A 17,183-nucleotide genomic window follows, 5' to 3' on the forward strand; every position below is an offset into this window, starting at 1 on the left:
GGGTCCAGCATCTCCGCGACCATGCGGATCGTGATCTGGTCGACGGCCTTGCCTTCGAACTGCTTACGAAAGCGCCGGAAGTGCACTGCGTACAGGTTGAGCGTGCCCTTGGCCAGTTCCCGCGGCGGCAGGACGTCGCGCTCGTAGGTATCGAGGAACCCGGCAAACGATTCGGCAGAGTTGTTCAACACAGCACCGACCAGATCGGCACCGCGCATAAACTCCAGGTTCAACTGCTTTGCAGCATCGATGGCCTTGATGCGGTCTGTACCAAACTGGAACCACTTCCCGTCGGTTGGCCGGCGGTAGCGATAAGTCGAGCGCCGCGCATCGAAGTACAGGTTCTGCGGAAGGCTCTTGTTCGCCTTGTTGCGCGGCCGTGGGACCATCATGCAGCTCCTTTCAATACCATCACCACCAGGTCGTTGCCGTCCGAGCGGGTGAATGCGGTCCAGTCAACGTACCAGAGTTTTCCGATCTGCTCGCCGGGGACTATGCCGTTGCGGATATGGTTGCGAATCGCTTGGGGGCATTGCGGAGTTCCGTTCTCGCCCCAGCGCCGGCGTTGAAACTCGCTGATCTTGATCAGTTCTTTTTTCATTGGGTGCTCCATGCCGCGCGCGGCGGCAGGGTGGGTGTGTGGAATTCTGATGAAGGGCGTGAGACACGCTTTGAAGGTGAGCTACGGTTTATTGGTTCATCTCGCCAGTTGCGTACACGCTTTCTCCCCTGAGGTGACTGGCGGGGTGAACCCTTACCTACGCGGCCCCTTGTTGATGAGCCAGAGCATGTAGAGCGGGGCGAAGGTCATGGGGTCACCTGCTTGATGTTTGACTCGACCCAGTTGCGCATCCGCTGCCAGCGGTGCTCAGGTGATTCAGCAATCCAGTTACACCTACCATCGACTTGAGTTTCGTAGCAGCCAGTATGTTCGTCGTTCTCGAATACGATTTCGGCGGCCATTGCTTCAGCGATCCCGAATGCCTGCGAAACGCTTTCTCGGGAATGGGAGTCGATGCTACTCATGTCGATCCCGCGTTTGGCGCCAAGAACACCCAGGGTGCAAAACTGGCCATCGGATTCAAGGGTGTCTGTTACGAGCCGCTTATCAGGCATGGCATCCATCGCGTCTCGCAGCTCAAGTAGGAACGTCTGGCCGCGCTTTCCATTCAGCGCGGACTTCACGGCGCCCCTCCAGCAGATCAGATCCCATCCGCCACAATCATCGCTGTATCCGCTGCGGCTCATGGTGTCACCTCGCGGCGTGCCCACTGCACATACGGGCCGTCTTCTGTATCAAAGATCCCCATCAGGAACCACTCGGGCCCTGGTGACTCGGGATTCCAGGCGGTGCACGCGGCATCCTCTTCAGGAAGGTCGTAAGTCTCGTCTCCCGAGTGCCAGCCTTTCACCTCTAACCCTTGTTCTGCTACCCATGCCCTGTATGGTGCCGGATCTTCGCCGTCATCGAATTCAGGGATGCCCGGGTGCCACCACCAGCCGTCCTTGTCGCGCTTCACTTCGACGGGGCCAAAGGACTTCGGACTGTGGTTCGGGCAAGGCATCACGTAAAGCACGTCGGAGTACTCACCACCGCCGGAGATGAACTCCATCTGGCAGCCGCACTTCGACGGCTCGCCGTTCACGAACGTTATCTTTTCTTCAGGCATGACTTCGTCCTTGCCGCTATAGCGGCTGACTTTGAAAGGGGTTACTTGGCGTTGAGTCGCAAATCGTTGGAGCAGGAGTTCTGTGAACTGACTCGCACAACGACTCTCTTGTTCCCGCTATGCATACATCGCCCAGCGAAGCTTGCTGTAGGCGTGGGCGCGGTAATTCCTGCACAGGTCACGGGATTCGGTTGAGAGGGTTGGAGCGTGCGGAGGGGGGGGCGTCCCATTCAGCCTGGCGGAAATAGCATTTGTGGGCTATCTCTTATGCTGGATGCGAGATTGATAGCATTGCGCCTCTATACCCCCGATTGATGAATGATCGGCAGCTTAATCTCTTCGTATGGTGGGGTTTATGCATCAGAACATTATTTTGATTTTTTCGATTCTAGTTTTAAATGCTTGTTCGTCGGGTGTTCCTAAAACACTTTTGTTGCCAGCAGAAATATCTGCAATAAATGCTACGTCTCCTTCAGATGCGGAGAACAAAACTGCGGAGTTGGGTGTTTTAAAAGCAATAGAAGATGCCAATGCGTTTTGTAGTAAAGTAATAGGAGATAAAGAGGTTTTATCGGGGAAAAGATCTTCGAGGTCGCTATGGATATCGCTCGGGGGACTGGTGTCTGGATCTATTATCGCACCGGTATTGTTAAGCGCAAATGCAGCCGCAAACGCATCTTGGATAGCAGCTTTCAGCAGCGCTGGTGGTGCTGCTAACGTAGCTAATCAGACGATAGGTGATGCTGGCTTTAGCGGAGCCGAAGATGTAAAAATAATAAATGATATTAGCACTAAAGTTAAAACTAAAATGGATATAGCCTTGAATGAGACCAATACTAGCAAGGCTCGTTACGAAGCAGCAATCGAAGCAAAAAATGAGTGTATTTATTATCCGCGTTATGTGTATACCCTTACTAATCCCAAGTAATTGTATGTCTGAGTGGAGACACCTATTTCGGATTCACTCCGATCATGTTGGAGCTGCCCAAAGGTAAACTTGGTTGCAGGACCCTTCTTTGTCGTCGAGCTCTGTTTTATACCCCCAAGGCAATCGACTCGCGGCGCGCGCATTCGTGCCAGAGTCGCCGGCGGGGTTGATCTCGGCCGGGTTCGTGACAGCGTGCCCCCTTGCACGCAGGCTGGTGGTCGTTGCGGCGAAGGCTGGGAAGTTGAGGCTGGGCAGACCGGTCATCGGACCTCTGAGGCAGATGCGCTTCATGCGGCCTCCGCGGCGGGTTGGCGGAAGACGGGAAGGGCACCGGCCTGCTCACGTACAGCCTTCATGCCCGCTTCGTTATAACCCCAGATGTTGCTGTCGTTGAACCGCTCAGGCCCGAGATAGCCAGGGTGAAGCGGCTCGCCGGTGCAGATGTAATCCCGGAATTCGTTGACCAGATCCTTCAACGTGCCGCCGTGGCTGAAGCCGCGCCATTTCCCGCCCCACGCCGTGTCATGCGTGAAGATGCGCTTGCCGCTGTAGTCGTCGATGATCCAGACCTTGCCGCGTTGATCGACTTTCATGCTGGCGTAGCGGTTTGCAGCCTGGCTGTAGAAGAACCGGCGGCCGTGGTCGGCGATGATGTGGATTGACTGATTTACGTGTTCCGTGCGTTGTCGCTTCAAGGCGAGCTTGTTTTCATTGGGCATCGGGATACCTCGCCTGTATATTTCGTCGCTAAATTAGGGGGATGAGTTTGTGATTTCTATGTTTGAACCAGAAGGTAAAGCTGCTGCGACGGCTAACGAGGTTTGGAGGCGGATTAGTTGCGCTGCATTTTTAATGCTATTGGCCGTAGCCGTCCCCATCCTTTCCCACTTTGAAGTTTGGAAGCTTCCTATTGAGTCCGTAGCGGCATGGGTAATGCGTTCGGGCGCACTCGTCACGATGATTGCTTTATTGGCTGATCATCTTCTCGCAGAAGGCCTGCCTCGTCTCACCAATGAATTGAATACTCGCTTCTACAGCGCGATGAGTTTTATGAGAAAGCTCGCATTCTTGGAAATGATTATCGGCACTGCTATTTGGGGTTATGCGGATCGACTTTTTTACTGATTGCGCAGGTTGTTTGGTTGTCTAGCTGCCAAAATCCGCATCCCGATCCAGCGAACGACCGTGACCGCCTTGCTGTTACCGATCGCCTTGTAGCGCGGTCCGTCCGGACATTCGCTTGCAGTCTTGCCGCGCCATGGGATCTGCGTGTAATTGTCGGGAAAGCCTTGGCACCGCTCCCACTCAATCACGCTGGTTCGGCGCAGGCCTCCGGGCTCCAGTACATATGCCTCTCGATCATCGAGAGAGCCCCCGCCTTGTGCCGTGAGAGTAGGGTGAAGTGCATACTCCGCAGGCCGTCCCGGCGGGCTATCCCGGCGCACGCCTTCTCGCTCAAAAAGTACCTCGATGGGATCGAGTCGGTCTCGAGCACTTGCAACAACGAACACACGACGGCGTCGTTGGGCCACGCCGAAATATTGGGCGTCCAGGACCCGCCACGCGATTGTTCTTTTGGGTTGATACACACAACCAGCGTCCGGCCATTTTTTCCCTGAAGGCTGCAGTTCGCAGTCTTCCCCAGCAAGCGCGCCAAGAAAGCATCCGAAGGCGTTCCCTTTGTCGCTGAGAACGCCGGGGACGTTTTCCCAAGTGAGAACGCAGGCGGGCTTTCGTTGGCCGGCGCGAACATAGTCAACTGCATCTGCGAGCTCCACGTATTTGATGGTGAGGGCGCCGTGCGGGTCGAGAAGACCTTGGCGCATGCCGGCGAGGCTGAAGGCTTGGCACAGGGTTCCGCCGACGAGGACGTCAGGCGCGGCGATCTTGCCGGCCAGCACCTGCGCGCCGAGTTTGGTCATGTCGCCGAGGTTCGGCGTATTCGGGTGGTGGTGAGCGAGCACTGCGCTGGGAAAGGCTTCGATCTCGGCGAACCAGGTGGCGCGCATGCCAAGTGGATGCCAAGCCATGGTCGCAGCCTCGATGCCGCTGCAAACGCTTCCATAAGTGATGGGCATGAAAGGGGCCCTCCAAACGGCTGCTATAGTTAAATATGATGGAGAGGTCGATTGACTTCTTCGCTTTTGGAATAAGGGGAATCTCATGAAACATTGGGGAGATGCTGTACATGTAAGCCGTGGCTTTACTGTGTCGCCTTTGCTTGAGGACAAACCAGATGGCACTGTTATTGTGCTTTACTATGCCGTCACGGGCCCTGGCACTGATGATTGGAAGTTTCCGACTCCAGCTGCCGCTATCGCTTTTGCCGAAGAGCGTGCCAATGACCCTCATTTGAGGCGTTTCTAGGTATTTGACATGCGGTGAGAGTCAACTCACTTGAGACGATTATCAGCGCAATAGGTGAGGGCGGGTCAGGCGGCGACTGTCGATTCAGGTGAGTAGTCTATCCACGAAAGTTTAGTGGATGACTTCCTTCTCAAATCGTTCTGCGGCAGCTTGATCTTCGCCCTGATGATAACGTCGCGGCACCGCCCCAGCTTACGAATGCGCTCCGCGTACTCGGCGGCGTACTGGGGGGCATCAAACATGCTGCTGAGTTGGGCGACCCGCTTGCCGTCCATGATCTTGATCACGCGCTCTTCGACAGCCTGGAGCCACTAGCTCATTGAAAGCTCGATCCGTTTACCTTTCTCGATCTTGAAGTCCCGAACCTTGCGCTTCGCCTCTTCGCGGGCGAAGTGCTCATTCATTCCGAACACGGCAAATGTGCTCATGGCTTTACTCCAGGCAGTCGAGCGCTTTTTGCAGCAGCGCATTCAGTGAAAGTTCCCGGTCCTCCGGGTCCATTGCTCGCTTGAGCCAGGTGTAGGCTTCGTCAGCGCCATCTCGTAGGTTGTTCAGTTCGTCGTCGCTGTCCTCGATACGGCTTTCGAGCTGGCGAATATCCTCTCGCAGCTCTTCACGCTCGGCGCTGGGGTCGATGCTCTGTACTGTGAGCCGGCGGGTTAGCTCGGCGGCGATCGCCGCATCAAGTGCGGCGTAGTGCAGGCACTCTTCTTCGCTCAAAGCATTTGCGGGAATGCTCATTGGTTATCTCCAATCAGACGCCTCCCACTGTGTTCGGGGGCGAAATAGTGGCAATTTAACGGTGATTGGGGTATCTATCTCGACTCGATATGGAACCGGTTTAAGGTGGGATAAATGAAGCGGGATTTTTGGGTGGTCGTGATAGTAGGCGTGGTGTTCTTGTTTATTTTTGCGATCTATGCGATTTACTACTGCTTTTTATACTCAGGTTTTAATAATGCAATTGATGGTGCGCTGACTGGGGTTCGGTCTGGTACTTTTGGAGATGCGTTTGGTACGCTGAATGCTTTGTTTTCTGGTATGGCGTTTGCTGGTGTTGTGGTGTCTTTGTACCTTCAACGTAAAGATATAAAGGATAGCCAGCACGAAGTTGCCCGTCAGCAGGCGGAAACTGCTCGTCAGCAAGAAGAATCACAGTTTTATAATATGCTAGGCCTTCAGCAAAGCGTAGTCCGTGGTTTTGATTTGCATAAGATACATTTCGATGCAATTGGAGGATCCACCAGGCCGTCCTCGATACAAGGACGAGATTGCTTCAAAACGTGGTCAAATCAGTTGGAAAACGACTACCTAATAGCCAAAGATGCCAATAGCGTGGACCCAGTCTTAGTTGCTTATGAAAAAGTGTGGAGCAAGCATAGAGGTGATTTAAGTCTTTACTATAGGAGTTTGTATAACTTGTTTAAGTTTGTATCCGCCAGCAGTCATATGAATAAGCGTTGGCTGGGGAACGTGGTTCGTTCCCTGATATCTGATTATGAGTTGGTTATTCTTTTTTATAACTGCCTATCTGCAAAGGGTGCAAAATTTAAGTTGTTTGCAAACGAATTTGCCATATTTGATAATCTTGATCCGAAAATCCTGCTTGATCCGGCTCATGCATTGAAACTTGATAAAGCGGCTTACGGACAGAATCAAGAGATCTTAATATTGTTTCCCAAGACTCCTCCAAATGAATGATGGGGGGGGCGAAGCTTTCGTCACCAGGATCCCTCTTCAATTCCGCCAAACTCTCATCTCGGAATACGCACGACACCTTTTCGGTAATCTCGTAAGGTGTCGTGACATTGCGAAGCATCCAAGCCGCAGTCTCGAAGTCAGCGGCGATCAGGTTTCGCAGCAGTCGCTGGTGAATGTCCTGCTGATTGTCGATGCCGTGTTCTTTCATCACCCGCTTCAGGTCAGGCTTAAACACCCCGGCCACCTCAACCTTGAAGCAACCGATTCCTTTCGCTGCATCGTCCGCCGCTTTCTTCTCGCGTTTCTTGCGCTGTTTGATGGCTTCCGCCGTCGGCCCCTGCTGTTCCTCGGCCATGGTCTGCCTCTTCAATTCCGTGGGCCGGTAGATCCAGCCATGTCTGTCGTCGGCGCTGGCGCACCCGGTTGCTGATCAGTCTCATGCTGCCCTCTGCTGATTCCAGACACCCACGGCGTCGAACACCTGGGCGGCTTGCTCTTCAGTCAGCGATATTTCGGCGGGAATGGCGATTCAGCCCGAAGCGACCCGATGGTTCGGATTGCTCTCGGCGACCAGGTCCTTGTAGGTTTCTTCGATCACGTCTTCGAGGTGCGCTGCCAGATAGTTGCCTTGAGGCGCAACTTCTATCGATTTGGTGTAGCGGTGCCCGCGCTGATCGCGACATTGGACACTGAGATAGATCGTCCAACGGTGAGCAAAGTCGCAGACCGCGTCCGCGAGGCGCCGGCCTGGCGGGATGCTCTTGTACCTCTTCCAGTTGACCATGCCCTGACGCCCGCTGGGATCGATGTTTACCACCGCGACGTGGTTAGTACTGAGCAGAGCCCGGCAGGAACGCTCGATTCGGGCCCGCATGTTGTTGGGTTTGCGTCTGCTCATATTGAGTCCGCCATTTTGCGAAGCGCCTGGCGCTCTACCCAATTCAAGCCTTTGGGTTCCTGCTGCTCACGCTGTTGGCGTTGGCGGCAAGCATGAGTCGGCCACTGTCGAAGTGGTAAGTCGTGAGGCCGAGGCCATCACCAAGAACAGGGCCTTGGTTGATTCGTTCAATGAGAAGGGCTTGCATGGTATGGGTGACGCCGTGGACCGCAAACAAACCCTGAAGCGTTCGACAGCTGTGCTGCCGGCCGCCTGGTACAACGTCGACAACTGGGACAATGACGGCAAGCCGGAATCAACGCGGTATCGGTGGCGCTCGTCGATCCGCAAGGCGCTGGACGACCAGGTGAACGAGGCTCTCACTGCCGCTCAGGAGTTACTGGATTCCGAAGGCTTGATCGAAAGTTGTGCGGCGTAGCAAATAGCCATTGCAATGAGTGAGAGAATGAGAGGATGTTTATCCATCCTGTCGATCTTGCGCGTTAGGGATTGACACCAAAAGAGCCTCGTCACCGTGCGGGGTTTTTTTATGCCCGAAATTCACCGCAGGCAGGGCTGCCTCACGGAGACCTGGACGTCGATAGCCGGATAGTGCGACGTACGGAATCAACACCGGCAGCCCGCGCACCCCCGACCTCAGATGCTTTCGGGGTGGCGCGACTAGGGATCAGTGAGATCGATGCTATTGGGTGTCGACGTCGGCGGACAGCGCGGAAAGACGCATGCACCTATTCGATCAATGCGATGCTTTCTACCGGTTTGCCCGTTACCGGATCCTTCATTGAAGATCGACGGAAGCGACTGGTCGCGACAATCTGGTCAAGGACTGCATCCACTGCCTGCATCGTGCTTGGTTGGCGGGCGTATCGCGTGCGCAGGATGAAGTCCAGTGAGTAGCGCTTGACCTTCGCCAAGCCTTCGCGAGTTTTTCCGATTGGCATTTCAGTCACTCCAGTCTCTTGGAACGCGTCTACTAACCGCTCGATGTACAGGCCGCCATGGGCACCGCCATATGGAAGATCAATCCAGCCTGGCTCGGAAGGGCTCACGCGAATTGATGTTTTAAGCGCGCCGAGTGCGGCTTCCAACTGTTCCATCTTTGACGTATGTAGGAAGTCTACAAGGCGGTCGCCCTGAGCCTGGTGAACGCCAAGTGCACGGCACAGATCTGCTTTACGCATGCCTTGCTTCATCATCTCGTTCCAGAGAGCAATCTTCGCAACGGTAACCGCTGGCAAAGCAACAACGTGCTCTCCATCCTCCGGTGGAGTCGCTTCTGGAATGGCGCGACGCTCGTCGACATAGAGTGAAAGAGTAGATTCGATCGCGTCCAGGGCCTCGCTGATAGCGTGCTCTCGGTCATCGCCATAGCTGTTCAGTTGCGGCAGGTCTCGGCAGAAGACGGCAACACCAGGTCCATCATCTTCTTCAAAGCGGATTGCATAGTCGTACATGGTCACTCCTCGGAGGTGATGGTCCAGCATTCAGATGTGGTGAAGGGGATCTCAGAGCCCCAGTTGTTTAATGATCGCCTTGCGGGTCGGTTCTGGCATTTCCTTACTGCCATGATCCGCGAAGGTGGTCTTGTTGCCGTTTGGGGCGGTGATCTTGAAGTGGCTTCCTTTGCCTGCTTCGAAGGTCACCCCTTGGGCTTTCAGCCAACGTCTGAACTCGCTGAACTTCATCACCTCGCCTCGTTGTTTGGATGAGTCAATTTTACAACACTTATGTTTTAATACAACATTTTTGTGTTATTTGTTTTTGCCCTCTTGAGTCTTTTATCAGCTCGCCCGAAGAGGGCCTCATTCAGGCCTCAGCATTTGTTGGGGCTTTTTCATTTCGGGAGCGCAGCATGAAGAGTAAATATCGTCGGGCTGTCGAATCAGTGATAGCGCAAGAGGCGAAGCTGGCCGAAGTCACTCATCTACACGCCGGAGCCGCTGCTCGTGAGAAAGAGCTTGCGGAGGCTCTGCGGCTCAATCAGCAGACGCTTGCGCGATACGAGGCGTATGTGTCTGAGATTGAGTCGCAGATGACCATAAACGTTCAGGTGTAGTCAGAACCCGAGATATGACTCCAATAGACTCGGGTACTTGAGTGGTCCTTTAGTGGCCTTCTGTTTGTTGGTGACATCGATAACCACCATGATGTCTTTGGTTGAGTTGAAATCGCTGCCAACATACAAAGATGAGCAAAGGTTTTCCGCTGTCGTACCTAGCTCGAAGCAGTAAAAGGATGTTGTTTCATCCCAATTTTTGCGGCCGGTAAGCTCGTTAACTTTTTTCACGAACGAGTCATATCGAGCTTGGCGCGAGTCGTCAGACTTAAACTCAAAAGTCACTATAAAATTTGCCATGGTTCCATCCGTTGTTGCGGCTGTAGGGATCTCGACGATAGCACGGAGCCATATGCCTGCCACTGAGCGGGCTTTTTTATTCCTAACTCCCTGACGGGGAGGAACCGAGATGTCAAACATGCCAGAAAAAGACCCGTCGTTCTGGGTGTTGGTACTGACCGCCCTGAGAGAGAACGGCCTAGCCATGGGACTGACGTTTGCCCTTACCTGGCTCCGTATTCAGTACGACGGCAAAGAGACGAAACCTTTGCGTCAATTGATCGAGGCGGCGCTCGGTGCGCTGATCGTTATGGTGGTTGGCCTGACGGTGAAAGAGTTCGGCTTCAGCATTGCCTGGTCATTCGCAACGGCGGGCTTCATCGGCGTGCTCGGTGTTGAGCAGGCACGACAACCCGGCAAGCGCTGGGCTGAAAGAAAGGCAGACGAGATTTAGTACGCGACACGTTTCGCGAATCAGCAAATTGTGTCGCGACACCGGAGGCAGGAATGACCGACAAGTTGCTGGAATTCAAGGTATCGATTAGACACCGTGAGTTAGGCAGGATCTGAGAGACAGCTGGTGCTTTTCTAATTGGTTCATTGCCTCTTCTCTGCGGGCGCCGCTTAATGCGTTAGACCAAGCTTGGTCTACCGAAAGTTGTTTTTCGAGATCAGCAATAATTCCTTGAATAGATAGGCAAGGGTTAATGTCTTTAATCCGCTGACCTAGCTGAGCGCTGATCACCTTATATTCGTCAAGCACTTTGCGCGACTGGGCCAATTGCTGGTTCGCGTTAGCGAGGTTTGATTCTGAACTGCTGAGCTTCAGCTCAAGTTCGTAAGTTTTTGTTTGCAACTGATCGGCTTTGTCGGACAGGGTTTTCTTCTCGGCCTGGAGGTCAGTGATCAGCTTGGCTTGCATCTCGACAGTCGATTGAATTTTCCCGTAGCCAACAAGCTTTTCCAAGCCTGAGCCAGCGATATCGAAAAGTGGTACAGCGGCTACCAGGCCAGCACCAAACGTGATGAATAGCTTCAGGATCGGCCATTGTTTTGTCTGCGTTGCTGCAGGTTGATGGTTGTCCATTCGGATCTCCTTTGTTGATCCGTTCACGTGGTGTCTTATGGCCATTGTTTCAAGGTTGTTATCAAATTTTTGTGCCAACAGCTGCGCAGGAGTGCCGGTGGGGGCCTAGTGGATGGGGAGCATATTTGCATCATCAAGAATCGATCTTTTAGAGGCAAAATTCGATGCAAAAACCAAAGCCTCCGACTTCGTTTCTTGACCAGCCTGAAAATGGTATTCGCCTTATTCCGGCTCCCGAAGTATGGGAATGGCTCCAAGCCGAGGTCCTTGCCGACACTGGCAGCATTCACAACGAAGACCATGCCCACCTACTGGATGCAGACATCAAGGTCATGTGGGCGTCGTCGAGCTTCGAGAAGCAGGGCCGGACAGTTCTAGGCCAGGCCGAGCAGGTAGCGTTCCGTGCTGGCGGGTGGCAGAAAGCGCGGATGGAACAACAGATGCGCGATTGGTTCGGTGATGTGCCGGCCTTCATCATCACGTTGGCTGCCGATTACTGCGTCCAGTGTTCCGACGTGGACTTCTGTGCTCTGGTCGAGCATGAGCTCTACCATATCGCTCAGGCGACGGATAAGTACGGCCAGCCAGCCTTCACAGATGAAGTCGAAGGTTTCGACAAGCAGGGCAAGCTCTCAGCATCAACGCTTGACGAGCTGAAAGCAGAATTCGCAAACAACACGGCGTTTGCGCCGTTGATCGTGGGTAGCAAAGCATCTGGCGGCGGGGCCGGGGGTGCTGGTCATGGCGGTGGGGCCGCATTGAAACGTTCTGAAATGACGCCAGTGGCCAAGCGTGAATACCTCACAGCTCATGGCCAAGACGCGTACCTGAAATTGCCCAAATAATGGAGTAACCCATGGCGACTACCGTCAACTCGGACATGATCGTTTACAACGACCTTGCCCAAACCGCCTATCTGGAGCGTATCCAGGGTGTGATCGATGTCTTCAACGCATCCTCCAATGGCGCGCTGATCCTGGACAACGAACTGATCGAAGGCGAGCTGTACAACGAGGGCGGCCGGTCGTTCCTCATGACCGGCGCGAATGGCGGCAGCGTCACGCCACTGCGGCGACCTTCGGTCCTGGTCCTTTTCTGTTGCACCACCTGTACGGGCGCCCGAGCGAGATCATCGTTTTCGGCGGCCCCTGGCTGGACCGAACACACCTGATTCTCAGGCACGAAGATGCACAACCAATCACATGATGCGGCAGAGTCGCAGGAGACGGGCATGAGCAGCAATCACGAAGAAATTGCAAAAAAAGTGGAAGACCTGGAGCGCGAAATTCGTGAGTTGAAGACCCGACTCGATCAAGAGTCAGGTCAAAGGGCTTCAGCAGACGAAAGCCTTTCGTCTCGAATTCATATGCTTTCAGCCAATGCTTGTTAGCAGGCGTGCTCCTTCGCCGCTTCTTGTTTCGCTAATTGCTCAATTTCAGCAATGGTCAAACTGTGAATCGGAGAGATAGGAGTCACCCATATCTGAGTTTGAGTACCTGACGCATTGCTCTTAAGAGCGACGAGCAGACGTCCATCTTCCGAGATGCCTACGCTTGTGATGTTGAACGACATTTGACCTCCAGGTCATAAATCGCGCCGAAATTGGCGCAATCCCAGTCCTTGGGCTTGCAGGCAAAGGACTGGGGTAATCCTATTGCGGGCAGAAGGCTACTATTCGGAGACTTGGAGTAGCTACTGGGGATTCGTACAGGCGAAAAAAAGCCCGCACTCGGCGGGCCTCGTCGTCGATGAGAACGTGTTATGCGTGAGCTTCTTCACGTTCAGGTACAAGGCGAACCTCTACCCGCTGGCCCAGCGCCCGAGCTGCGCTGGAGAGAGTTGCCAGAGTCATGCCGGGATCATTTTGGTCGAGCGCACGGTCCACAGCAGTTCGGCTTGTGTGCATGCGCTCGGCCAAGGCCTTCTTTGTTACCTTCTGGGTCTTCATGGCTTCAGCGATCTGCCAAGAGATGACGCGCTTGAGGGCAGCAGCAGACACTTCCTCTGCGAGACCTTGTTCTGCAAGAAAGTCGTCGAAATCGGAGCCGATGTGCTGTTTCATTGCTTGTCCCTCTCTAGTGTTGCTTTGCGCTGTCTGGCGGTTTCCAGGTCGGACGCAGGTGTTTTCTGGCTCTTCTTGATGAAACCGTGAAGCAGAACCATGATGTTGCCGTCTACGGTGAAGAGCACTCGGGCTATGGTATCAACTAGGTTTACCCGGACTTCCCACAGGCCTTTTTCGAGCTTTCTAACAACAGGCATTCCGATTGGCCATCCGATCTGCACCGTTTTTATTTCAGTTCCAATCATTCGCTTGTGATCGCGATGGATTTCGGTCAGCCATTCGCGCACCGGTTCGTTACCCGCTTCCGTGCGAAAAAAACGGACGTTCAATGTTGGTTGCTTTTCACTCATGTGGTGAGTGTACCAAAATTGGTGCGCTATTCAACCTGTAGTTGAATACGGAGAAGAATGCGGTGATCAATGCGGTGAAGAGTTCGGCGGCGAATTCGTAGCTCAATGCGTGGGAAATCCCAGCGGGCCGGACTACTCTTGGGCTGCTGCAGACTGCGGATCAAGAATTCCGAGCAGCATCTGATCGTGCTCCTCGCGCGTTGCTCTGTAGAACATGCACCGATCCAGCAGGATCCTTTTCATGCTTCGGGCCGAGGCAAGGTGCCTGGGCTCGACTGAGACCGTGGCGGTCTTGCCACTCCGGATATCGGTCACTTCTAGGTGGTAGCGCCCAATCAGGCCGTCATCCCGCTTGGTGTGGCCGAGACATTTGAAGGTGAGGGTGGGCATTCCACATTCCTTGTTTGCATCTGAACTAGTGAAGAAAAAGTAAATTGGATCTCAGCCAAAAGCCCAGCCCACCCGCTGGGCTTTTTGGAGGTGGGGCAGTCTTGCGCCGGCACGTGGGTCAATTCGGTGTCGGCGTGAACACACAGTGGCGGCATGCTGAAATACCGCAAGACCACCATTCACCAAGCTTGTGAGCCAACCCACTCTCCAGCGGTGGGCGGCCTGCAGGAGAAAATGGAAGCGTAGCGTCTGCCCGAAGTGTGCTACTGATTTATGTTGGGTCCTTGTGTAGTGGCGCCTCAACCGTCGGTTCTCCACGGGGTGATCTTCCCGAGGGTGATGATGCTCGCTGAGGCTCTGCTTCGCCATGTCGGCTCCTGGGCACCGTCGCTGATGGTGCCCAGGTTCTTGGCTTACTCTGCCTGAAAGTTCCGGCGGGTACGGCTATCAGAAAAGGCTGATGTTATAGCTGAGGATCAGCCGGTTCTCATCAATATCGCTACGGTAGTTGGAGCGCGCAATAGCGTTGCGGATGCGGATACCCACTCCACGCAGCACTCCACTCTGGACAGCGTAGCCAATATCCAGATCGCGCTCCCAGTCCTGACCTTCAAACCCCCGCCCAGTGGTGACGTTGTCTCCAGTCACGTAGCGCAGAGTGGTGGTCAGACCGGGAATTCCGAGGGCGACGAAGTCGTAGTCGTGCCGGACTTGCCAGGAACGTTCATCCGGTGCGGCGAACTCGTAGGTAGGCAGGGTGTTGCCAAGCGGGTTGGTGTTGGCGCCAACCTGGATGAAACCATCATCACCGCCGATCTGCTGGTAGCCCAGGTAGAAGGTATGGCCGCCGCGCTTCGCCGACAACAGGTTGAACAGTGCATGGTTATCGAGCTTGCCGGCGATGCTCCGGCCGTCGTCGCGGGCATCGAAGTAGCCGACACTTATGCCTAGCGTCCAGTCACCTACTGGCTCGGCGTGCTTGAAGCTGTAGTAACGCTGCTGGTAGATATCTTCCAGTTGCGCCTGCCAGAGACCGACGCTGGTGCGATTGGAGTTGAAACTGTAGTCGGCACCCAGATAATTGAAGCGGTCGCTGGTGAAATTGGCGATACGCGCCGGGTTGATCGGGTCATTGATCAGTGCATACATCTCCTGGGTGTTACTCGAGTCGCGCAGGCTGGTGGAGTGCAGTTGGCCAGCGTTTACGGTTAGTCCGGAGAATTCGTTGGAAACCAGCGAAGCGCCCTGGTAGGTCGGCGGCAGCAGGCGCAGATCGCTGTAGACCAGTACCGGCAGGTTGGGCCGCAGCTCACCAACCTTCAGTTCAGTGCCGGAGACCTTGAGTTTCATCGCCGCACCCAGGCGGCCGTACTCATCGGCGGATCTGCCGTCGTCGTGTGTCGGCAGCAGTCCGGTCCTGGCCCGGCTCGGGCTGCTGTCGAGCTTGACACCGTAGAGGCCGAGCACGTCCACGCCGACACCGATACTGCCCTGTGTGTAGCCTGAGCGGGCATCAAGGATAAAGCCCTGAGCCCACTCCTCGGCCCTGGATTGCTTGTTGGGGCCGACGATGTCGGAGAAGTCGCGGCTAAAGTAGTAGTTGCGCAGTTGAAGGTTGGCCGTCGCGCCTTCGATGAAGCCGGCTTCTTCGGCCAGCAGTGGCGGGGCCAGGCCCAGCGTCAGGCAGCCGCCGAGGGTGCCGCTGATTGCATGGGCTTTGCGCAGTGCAGGAGTGTGCATGCTGTTGATCTCTGGAATGAGGACAAAGCGCCTCCCGTCAGACGAGGTCGAGGCCTGTCCGCAGGAGGGGTTTGAACATGAGGTGGCTGATGGCTCGCGGGCCTGGCTTGAGCTGCTCCGCGTTGGTGGGATCAGCCGCAAGGGGGGCTGTATGAGATCCCCTTGCGACTCACACCAGGACACGCAGTCGCCTGGCTGGCGTGTCTCAACGATTGACCAGCTTGGCCGGCAGGGCGATCACCAGGAAGCTGCTGAGAATCAGGCAGCCGGCGAAGAACCACAGTGCGCCGGCGCTGCTGCCGGTGACGTCGATGGCCACGCCCATCAGCGAGTTGCTGACCAGCCCGGCGATGTTCGCCACCGAGCAGGCGAGGGCGAAGCCGGTGGCCGCCGCGGTGCCTTTGAGAAAGGTTGCCGGCAGGCTGAAGAACACCGGCACCGCACCGATGATCGCCGCCGATGCAATAGCGAACAGCGCCACGGTCGCCACCACGTTGTCGACAAAGAAGGGCGCACTGGCCATGGCTGCCGCGCCCACCAGAAAGGGCACGATGATGTGCCAGCGGCGTTCGCGGTGTTTGTCGGAGCTGGCGCCGATCAACAGCATGCCCAGCAACGCGGCGATGCTCGGCAGCGCGGTGAGCACGCCGATGTGAAAGGTATCGACGACGCCTGCGTTGCGGATGAAGGTCGGCATCCAGAACCCCATGGCATAGGCGCTGAGCAGGATCGAGAAGTCGATGCCGCCGAGCATCCACACCTTCAGGTTGAAGAAACCGTCGCGAAAGCTGTGCTTGCTGCCGGTGGAGTCGGCGTCGTCGGCGCGCAGTTCCTGTTCCAGCAGGTTTCTCTCGTCATCATTGAGCCATTTGGCCTTGCGGTAGTTGTTCGGCAAGGCCCAGAAGGTCAGCACACCAAGCAACACGCTGGGTATCGCTTCGAGGAGGAACAACCACTGCCAGCCGCGCAGGCCGCCAGCGTTATCGAAATGCCCCATGATCCAGCCGGACAGCGGGCCGCCGAGCACGCTGGACAACGGCAGGCCGATCATGAACAAGGCGATGATGCGGCCGCGGCGATAGGTCGGGAACCAGGTGGTCAGGTAATACAGCACTCCCGGCAGAAAGCCCGCTTCGGCGGCGCCGAGCAGGAAGCGCAGGATGTAGAACTGTGTGGTGGAAGTGACGAGCATGGTGCAGGCCGAGAGCAGCCCCCAGGTGATCATGATGCGGGCGATCCAGATCTTCGCCCCGACTTTTTCCAGGACCAGATTGCTCGGAACCTCGAAAATGATATAGCCGACGAAAAACAGACCGGCGCCCAGGCCGAAAGCCGTTTCGCTGAAGTGCAGATGCTCGAGCATTTGCAGTTTGGCGAAGCCGACGTTGATCCGGTCCAGATAGGAGGCCAGATAGCAGAAGCAGAGGAAGGGAATAAGCTTCCAGGTGATCTTGCGGTAAAGCGCCTGGACTGGGTCTGCGACGGTGGTCGCAGTGGGTGTACCTACATTTGCAGAGGGCATGGGTGTCTCCTGGCGGTGACTTTGTGATTGTTGTTTAGCCGCGGATCAATGCTTTGGTAGCACCGGTCGGCGGCTTCCAAAGGCAGTGTCAGAAGACTGGGCAGGGTTTGATGTCGACCCTTGCTCAGTA

28 protein-coding genes and 3 pseudogenes are annotated in these 17,183 nt (G+C 55.4%); 11 read left to right on the top strand and 20 right to left on the bottom strand.

Annotation, left to right across the window (positions count from 1 at the left end; translation table 11 throughout):
- The 4 genes from KGA83_RS26790 to KGA83_RS26805 form a co-directional block, all read right to left on the bottom strand.
- The coding region (locus KGA83_RS26790) for a phage integrase Arm DNA-binding domain-containing protein (protein WP_223531242.1) at positions 1-389 on the bottom strand (389 nt) is incomplete at its 3' end.
- Positions 389-601 carry a hypothetical protein gene (locus tag KGA83_RS26795; protein ID WP_223531243.1) on the bottom strand — a complete coding sequence of 71 codons (213 nt, stop codon included), beginning with the start codon at positions 599-601 and terminating at the stop codon, positions 389-391. The genes KGA83_RS26790 and KGA83_RS26795, both read right to left, overlap by 1 nt.
- A gap of 206 nt (positions 602-807) precedes the next feature.
- Positions 808-1,248 carry a hypothetical protein gene (locus KGA83_RS26800; protein ID WP_223531244.1) on the bottom strand — a complete coding sequence of 147 codons (441 nt, stop codon included), beginning with the start codon at positions 1,246-1,248 and terminating at the stop codon, positions 808-810.
- Positions 1,245-1,670 (bottom strand): hypothetical protein, encoded by a 426-nt coding sequence (locus tag KGA83_RS26805; RefSeq protein ID WP_223531245.1) that lies wholly within the window; start codon positions 1,668-1,670, stop codon positions 1,245-1,247. Before KGA83_RS26805 ends, KGA83_RS26800 begins: the two co-directional genes overlap by 4 nt.
- Before the next feature lie 355 nt (positions 1,671-2,025).
- On the opposite strand from KGA83_RS26805, the gene KGA83_RS26810 reads away from it, so the two are divergent.
- Positions 2,026-2,598, top strand: coding sequence for a hypothetical protein (locus tag KGA83_RS26810; RefSeq protein WP_223531246.1), 573 nt, complete (start codon positions 2,026-2,028; stop codon positions 2,596-2,598).
- Positions 2,599-2,640: 42 nt separating this feature from the next.
- Here KGA83_RS26810 and KGA83_RS26815 read toward each other — a convergent pair whose 3' ends face one another.
- Positions 2,641-2,889, bottom strand: a complete 249-nt coding sequence (locus KGA83_RS26815; RefSeq protein WP_223531247.1) for a DUF4406 domain-containing protein — start codon at positions 2,887-2,889, stop codon at positions 2,641-2,643.
- Positions 2,886-3,317, bottom strand: coding sequence for a hypothetical protein (locus tag KGA83_RS26820; protein WP_223531248.1), 432 nt, complete (start codon positions 3,315-3,317; stop codon positions 2,886-2,888). The genes KGA83_RS26815 and KGA83_RS26820 overlap by 4 nt, the downstream gene beginning before the upstream one ends.
- Positions 3,318-3,375: 58 nt before the next feature.
- Here KGA83_RS26820 and KGA83_RS26825 point away from each other — a divergent pair, with 58 nt between their 5' ends.
- Positions 3,376-3,723, top strand: a complete 348-nt coding sequence (locus KGA83_RS26825) for a hypothetical protein (RefSeq protein ID WP_223531249.1) — start codon at positions 3,376-3,378, stop codon at positions 3,721-3,723.
- Here the strand turns inward: KGA83_RS26825 and KGA83_RS26830 are convergent.
- The 3 genes from KGA83_RS26830 to KGA83_RS26840 all read right to left on the bottom strand — a co-directional run bounded on the left by KGA83_RS26830 (position 3,717) and on the right by KGA83_RS26840 (position 5,706).
- On the bottom strand, positions 3,717-4,676 hold the full coding sequence (locus tag KGA83_RS26830) for a DNA cytosine methyltransferase (RefSeq protein WP_223531250.1): 960 nt from the start codon (positions 4,674-4,676) through the stop codon (positions 3,717-3,719). The genes KGA83_RS26825 and KGA83_RS26830 overlap by 7 nt on opposite strands.
- 354 nt (positions 4,677-5,030) lie before the next feature.
- A complete protein-coding gene (locus KGA83_RS26835; protein ID WP_223531251.1) occupies positions 5,031-5,252 on the bottom strand; it encodes a hypothetical protein in 222 nt (73 codons plus the stop codon).
- 145 nt (positions 5,253-5,397) lie between these two features.
- A complete protein-coding gene (locus KGA83_RS26840; RefSeq protein ID WP_223531252.1) occupies positions 5,398-5,706 on the bottom strand; it encodes a hypothetical protein in 309 nt (102 codons plus the stop codon).
- Between the two features lie 114 nt (positions 5,707-5,820).
- On the opposite strand from KGA83_RS26840, the gene KGA83_RS26845 reads away from it, so the two are divergent.
- Entirely contained in the window at positions 5,821-6,666 is an 846-nt protein-coding gene (locus KGA83_RS26845) for a putative phage abortive infection protein (RefSeq protein WP_223531253.1), read from the top strand.
- 169 nt (positions 6,667-6,835) lie between these two features.
- Positions 6,836-7,096, top strand: coding sequence for a hypothetical protein (locus KGA83_RS30205; RefSeq protein WP_411741924.1), 261 nt, complete (start codon positions 6,836-6,838; stop codon positions 7,094-7,096).
- A 6-nt stretch (positions 7,097-7,102) separates the two neighbouring features.
- Here the strand turns inward: KGA83_RS30205 and KGA83_RS26855 are convergent.
- A pseudogene (locus KGA83_RS26855) lies at positions 7,103-7,564 on the bottom strand (hypothetical protein).
- Positions 7,565-7,718: 154 nt separating this feature from the next.
- On the opposite strand from KGA83_RS26855, the gene KGA83_RS26860 reads away from it, so the two are divergent.
- Complete coding sequence (locus KGA83_RS26860; RefSeq protein ID WP_223531254.1) at positions 7,719-7,982, top strand: hypothetical protein; 264 nt, start codon at positions 7,719-7,721, stop codon at positions 7,980-7,982.
- A 310-nt stretch (positions 7,983-8,292) separates the two neighbouring features.
- On the opposite strand, the gene KGA83_RS29985 is transcribed toward KGA83_RS26860, so the two are convergent.
- Positions 8,293-9,018 (bottom strand): type II toxin-antitoxin system HicB family antitoxin, encoded by a 726-nt coding sequence (locus tag KGA83_RS29985; RefSeq protein ID WP_317850602.1) that lies wholly within the window; start codon positions 9,016-9,018, stop codon positions 8,293-8,295.
- Positions 9,019-9,069: 51 nt separating this feature from the next.
- Entirely contained in the window at positions 9,070-9,249 is a 180-nt protein-coding gene (locus KGA83_RS26870) for a type II toxin-antitoxin system HicA family toxin (RefSeq protein ID WP_090463463.1), read from the bottom strand.
- A 167-nt stretch (positions 9,250-9,416) separates the two neighbouring features.
- On the opposite strand from KGA83_RS26870, the gene KGA83_RS26875 reads away from it, so the two are divergent.
- A complete protein-coding gene (locus tag KGA83_RS26875; RefSeq protein WP_223531255.1) occupies positions 9,417-9,620 on the top strand; it encodes a hypothetical protein in 204 nt (67 codons plus the stop codon).
- On the opposite strand, the gene KGA83_RS26880 is transcribed toward KGA83_RS26875, so the two are convergent.
- Positions 9,621-10,040 carry a hypothetical protein gene (locus KGA83_RS26880; protein ID WP_223531256.1) on the bottom strand — a complete coding sequence of 140 codons (420 nt, stop codon included), beginning with the start codon at positions 10,038-10,040 and terminating at the stop codon, positions 9,621-9,623.
- On the opposite strand from KGA83_RS26880, the gene KGA83_RS26885 reads away from it, so the two are divergent.
- Complete coding sequence (locus tag KGA83_RS26885; RefSeq protein WP_223531257.1) at positions 10,039-10,353, top strand: phage holin family protein; 315 nt, start codon at positions 10,039-10,041, stop codon at positions 10,351-10,353. The genes KGA83_RS26880 and KGA83_RS26885 overlap by 2 nt on opposite strands.
- A gap of 87 nt (positions 10,354-10,440) precedes the next feature.
- Here KGA83_RS26885 and KGA83_RS26890 read toward each other — a convergent pair whose 3' ends face one another.
- A complete protein-coding gene (locus KGA83_RS26890) occupies positions 10,441-10,986 on the bottom strand; it encodes a hypothetical protein (RefSeq protein ID WP_223531258.1) in 546 nt (181 codons plus the stop codon).
- Positions 10,987-11,150: 164 nt separating this feature from the next.
- Here KGA83_RS26890 and KGA83_RS26895 point away from each other — a divergent pair, with 164 nt between their 5' ends.
- The 4 genes and pseudogenes from KGA83_RS26895 to KGA83_RS26910 all read left to right on the top strand — a co-directional run bounded on the left by KGA83_RS26895 (position 11,151) and on the right by KGA83_RS26910 (position 12,376).
- Entirely contained in the window at positions 11,151-11,831 is a 681-nt protein-coding gene (locus tag KGA83_RS26895; protein ID WP_223531259.1) for a putative metallopeptidase, read from the top strand.
- An 11-nt stretch (positions 11,832-11,842) separates the two neighbouring features.
- Positions 11,843-11,989: pseudogene (locus KGA83_RS26900) on the top strand (major capsid protein); the annotation flags it as partial.
- Between the two features lie 65 nt (positions 11,990-12,054).
- Positions 12,055-12,192: pseudogene (locus KGA83_RS26905) on the top strand (phage tail protein); the annotation flags it as partial.
- Positions 12,193-12,217: 25 nt separating this feature from the next.
- Positions 12,218-12,376 carry a hypothetical protein gene (locus KGA83_RS26910; RefSeq protein ID WP_223531260.1) on the top strand — a complete coding sequence of 53 codons (159 nt, stop codon included), beginning with the start codon at positions 12,218-12,220 and terminating at the stop codon, positions 12,374-12,376.
- On the opposite strand, the gene KGA83_RS26915 is transcribed toward KGA83_RS26910, so the two are convergent.
- The 6 genes from KGA83_RS26915 to KGA83_RS26940 form a co-directional block, all read right to left on the bottom strand.
- Complete coding sequence (locus KGA83_RS26915; protein WP_223531261.1) at positions 12,373-12,558, bottom strand: hypothetical protein; 186 nt, start codon at positions 12,556-12,558, stop codon at positions 12,373-12,375. The genes KGA83_RS26910 and KGA83_RS26915 overlap by 4 nt on opposite strands.
- Before the next feature lie 187 nt (positions 12,559-12,745).
- On the bottom strand, positions 12,746-13,048 hold the full coding sequence (locus tag KGA83_RS26920) for a helix-turn-helix domain-containing protein (protein WP_223531262.1): 303 nt from the start codon (positions 13,046-13,048) through the stop codon (positions 12,746-12,748).
- On the bottom strand, positions 13,045-13,401 hold the full coding sequence (locus KGA83_RS26925; protein ID WP_223531263.1) for a type II toxin-antitoxin system RelE/ParE family toxin: 357 nt from the start codon (positions 13,399-13,401) through the stop codon (positions 13,045-13,047). Before KGA83_RS26925 ends, KGA83_RS26920 begins: the two co-directional genes overlap by 4 nt.
- A gap of 132 nt (positions 13,402-13,533) precedes the next feature.
- On the bottom strand, positions 13,534-13,791 hold the full coding sequence (locus KGA83_RS26930) for a hypothetical protein (RefSeq protein WP_223531264.1): 258 nt from the start codon (positions 13,789-13,791) through the stop codon (positions 13,534-13,536).
- Positions 13,792-14,238: 447 nt separating this feature from the next.
- On the bottom strand, positions 14,239-15,531 hold the full coding sequence (locus KGA83_RS26935; RefSeq protein WP_223531265.1) for an OprD family porin: 1,293 nt from the start codon (positions 15,529-15,531) through the stop codon (positions 14,239-14,241).
- Positions 15,532-15,736: 205 nt separating this feature from the next.
- Entirely contained in the window at positions 15,737-17,053 is a 1,317-nt protein-coding gene (locus KGA83_RS26940; protein ID WP_223531266.1) for an MFS transporter, read from the bottom strand.
- Between the last annotated feature and the right edge of the window lie 130 nt (positions 17,054-17,183).

This window comes from Pseudomonas sp. GL-R-19, assembly GCF_019956375.1.
Taxonomy (GTDB): Bacteria; Pseudomonadota; Gammaproteobacteria; order Pseudomonadales; family Pseudomonadaceae; genus Aquipseudomonas.

What these genes read in the sequence shown, in the direction of transcription:
- KGA83_RS26795 (WP_223531243.1), bottom strand. Translation starts at nt 601, where the DNA reads ATGAAAAAAGAACTGATCAAGATCAGCGAGTTTCAACGCCGGCGCTGG.
- KGA83_RS26800 (WP_223531244.1), bottom strand. Translation starts at nt 1,248, where the DNA reads ATGAGCCGCAGCGGATACAGCGATGATTGTGGCGGATGGGATCTGATC.
- KGA83_RS26805 (WP_223531245.1), bottom strand. Translation starts at nt 1,670, where the DNA reads ATGCCTGAAGAAAAGATAACGTTCGTGAACGGCGAGCCGTCGAAGTGC.
- KGA83_RS26810 (WP_223531246.1), top strand. Translation starts at nt 2,026, where the DNA reads ATGCATCAGAACATTATTTTGATTTTTTCGATTCTAGTTTTAAATGCT.
- KGA83_RS26815 (WP_223531247.1), bottom strand. Translation starts at nt 2,889, where the DNA reads ATGAAGCGCATCTGCCTCAGAGGTCCGATGACCGGTCTGCCCAGCCTC.
- KGA83_RS26820 (WP_223531248.1), bottom strand. Translation starts at nt 3,317, where the DNA reads ATGCCCAATGAAAACAAGCTCGCCTTGAAGCGACAACGCACGGAACAC.
- KGA83_RS26825 (WP_223531249.1), top strand. Translation starts at nt 3,376, where the DNA reads ATGTTTGAACCAGAAGGTAAAGCTGCTGCGACGGCTAACGAGGTTTGG.
- KGA83_RS26830 (WP_223531250.1), bottom strand. Translation starts at nt 4,676, where the DNA reads ATGCCCATCACTTATGGAAGCGTTTGCAGCGGCATCGAGGCTGCGACC.
- KGA83_RS26840 (WP_223531252.1), bottom strand. Translation starts at nt 5,706, where the DNA reads ATGAGCATTCCCGCAAATGCTTTGAGCGAAGAAGAGTGCCTGCACTAC.
- KGA83_RS26845 (WP_223531253.1), top strand. Translation starts at nt 5,821, where the DNA reads ATGAAGCGGGATTTTTGGGTGGTCGTGATAGTAGGCGTGGTGTTCTTG.
- KGA83_RS29985 (WP_317850602.1), bottom strand. Translation starts at nt 9,018, where the DNA reads ATGTACGACTATGCAATCCGCTTTGAAGAAGATGATGGACCTGGTGTT.
- KGA83_RS26870 (WP_090463463.1), bottom strand. Translation starts at nt 9,249, where the DNA reads ATGAAGTTCAGCGAGTTCAGACGTTGGCTGAAAGCCCAAGGGGTGACC.
- KGA83_RS26875 (WP_223531255.1), top strand. Translation starts at nt 9,417, where the DNA reads ATGAAGAGTAAATATCGTCGGGCTGTCGAATCAGTGATAGCGCAAGAG.
- KGA83_RS26885 (WP_223531257.1), top strand. Translation starts at nt 10,039, where the DNA reads ATGCCAGAAAAAGACCCGTCGTTCTGGGTGTTGGTACTGACCGCCCTG.
- KGA83_RS26880 (WP_223531256.1), bottom strand. Translation starts at nt 10,040, where the DNA reads ATGTTTGACATCTCGGTTCCTCCCCGTCAGGGAGTTAGGAATAAAAAA.
- KGA83_RS26890 (WP_223531258.1), bottom strand. Translation starts at nt 10,986, where the DNA reads ATGGACAACCATCAACCTGCAGCAACGCAGACAAAACAATGGCCGATC.
- KGA83_RS26895 (WP_223531259.1), top strand. Translation starts at nt 11,151, where the DNA reads ATGCAAAAACCAAAGCCTCCGACTTCGTTTCTTGACCAGCCTGAAAAT.
- KGA83_RS26910 (WP_223531260.1), top strand. Translation starts at nt 12,218, where the DNA reads ATGAGCAGCAATCACGAAGAAATTGCAAAAAAAGTGGAAGACCTGGAG.
- KGA83_RS26915 (WP_223531261.1), bottom strand. Translation starts at nt 12,558, where the DNA reads ATGTCGTTCAACATCACAAGCGTAGGCATCTCGGAAGATGGACGTCTG.
- KGA83_RS26920 (WP_223531262.1), bottom strand. Translation starts at nt 13,048, where the DNA reads ATGAAACAGCACATCGGCTCCGATTTCGACGACTTTCTTGCAGAACAA.
- KGA83_RS26925 (WP_223531263.1), bottom strand. Translation starts at nt 13,401, where the DNA reads ATGAGTGAAAAGCAACCAACATTGAACGTCCGTTTTTTTCGCACGGAA.
- KGA83_RS26930 (WP_223531264.1), bottom strand. Translation starts at nt 13,791, where the DNA reads ATGCCCACCCTCACCTTCAAATGTCTCGGCCACACCAAGCGGGATGAC.
- KGA83_RS26935 (WP_223531265.1), bottom strand. Translation starts at nt 15,531, where the DNA reads ATGCACACTCCTGCACTGCGCAAAGCCCATGCAATCAGCGGCACCCTC.
- KGA83_RS26940 (WP_223531266.1), bottom strand. Translation starts at nt 17,053, where the DNA reads ATGCCCTCTGCAAATGTAGGTACACCCACTGCGACCACCGTCGCAGAC.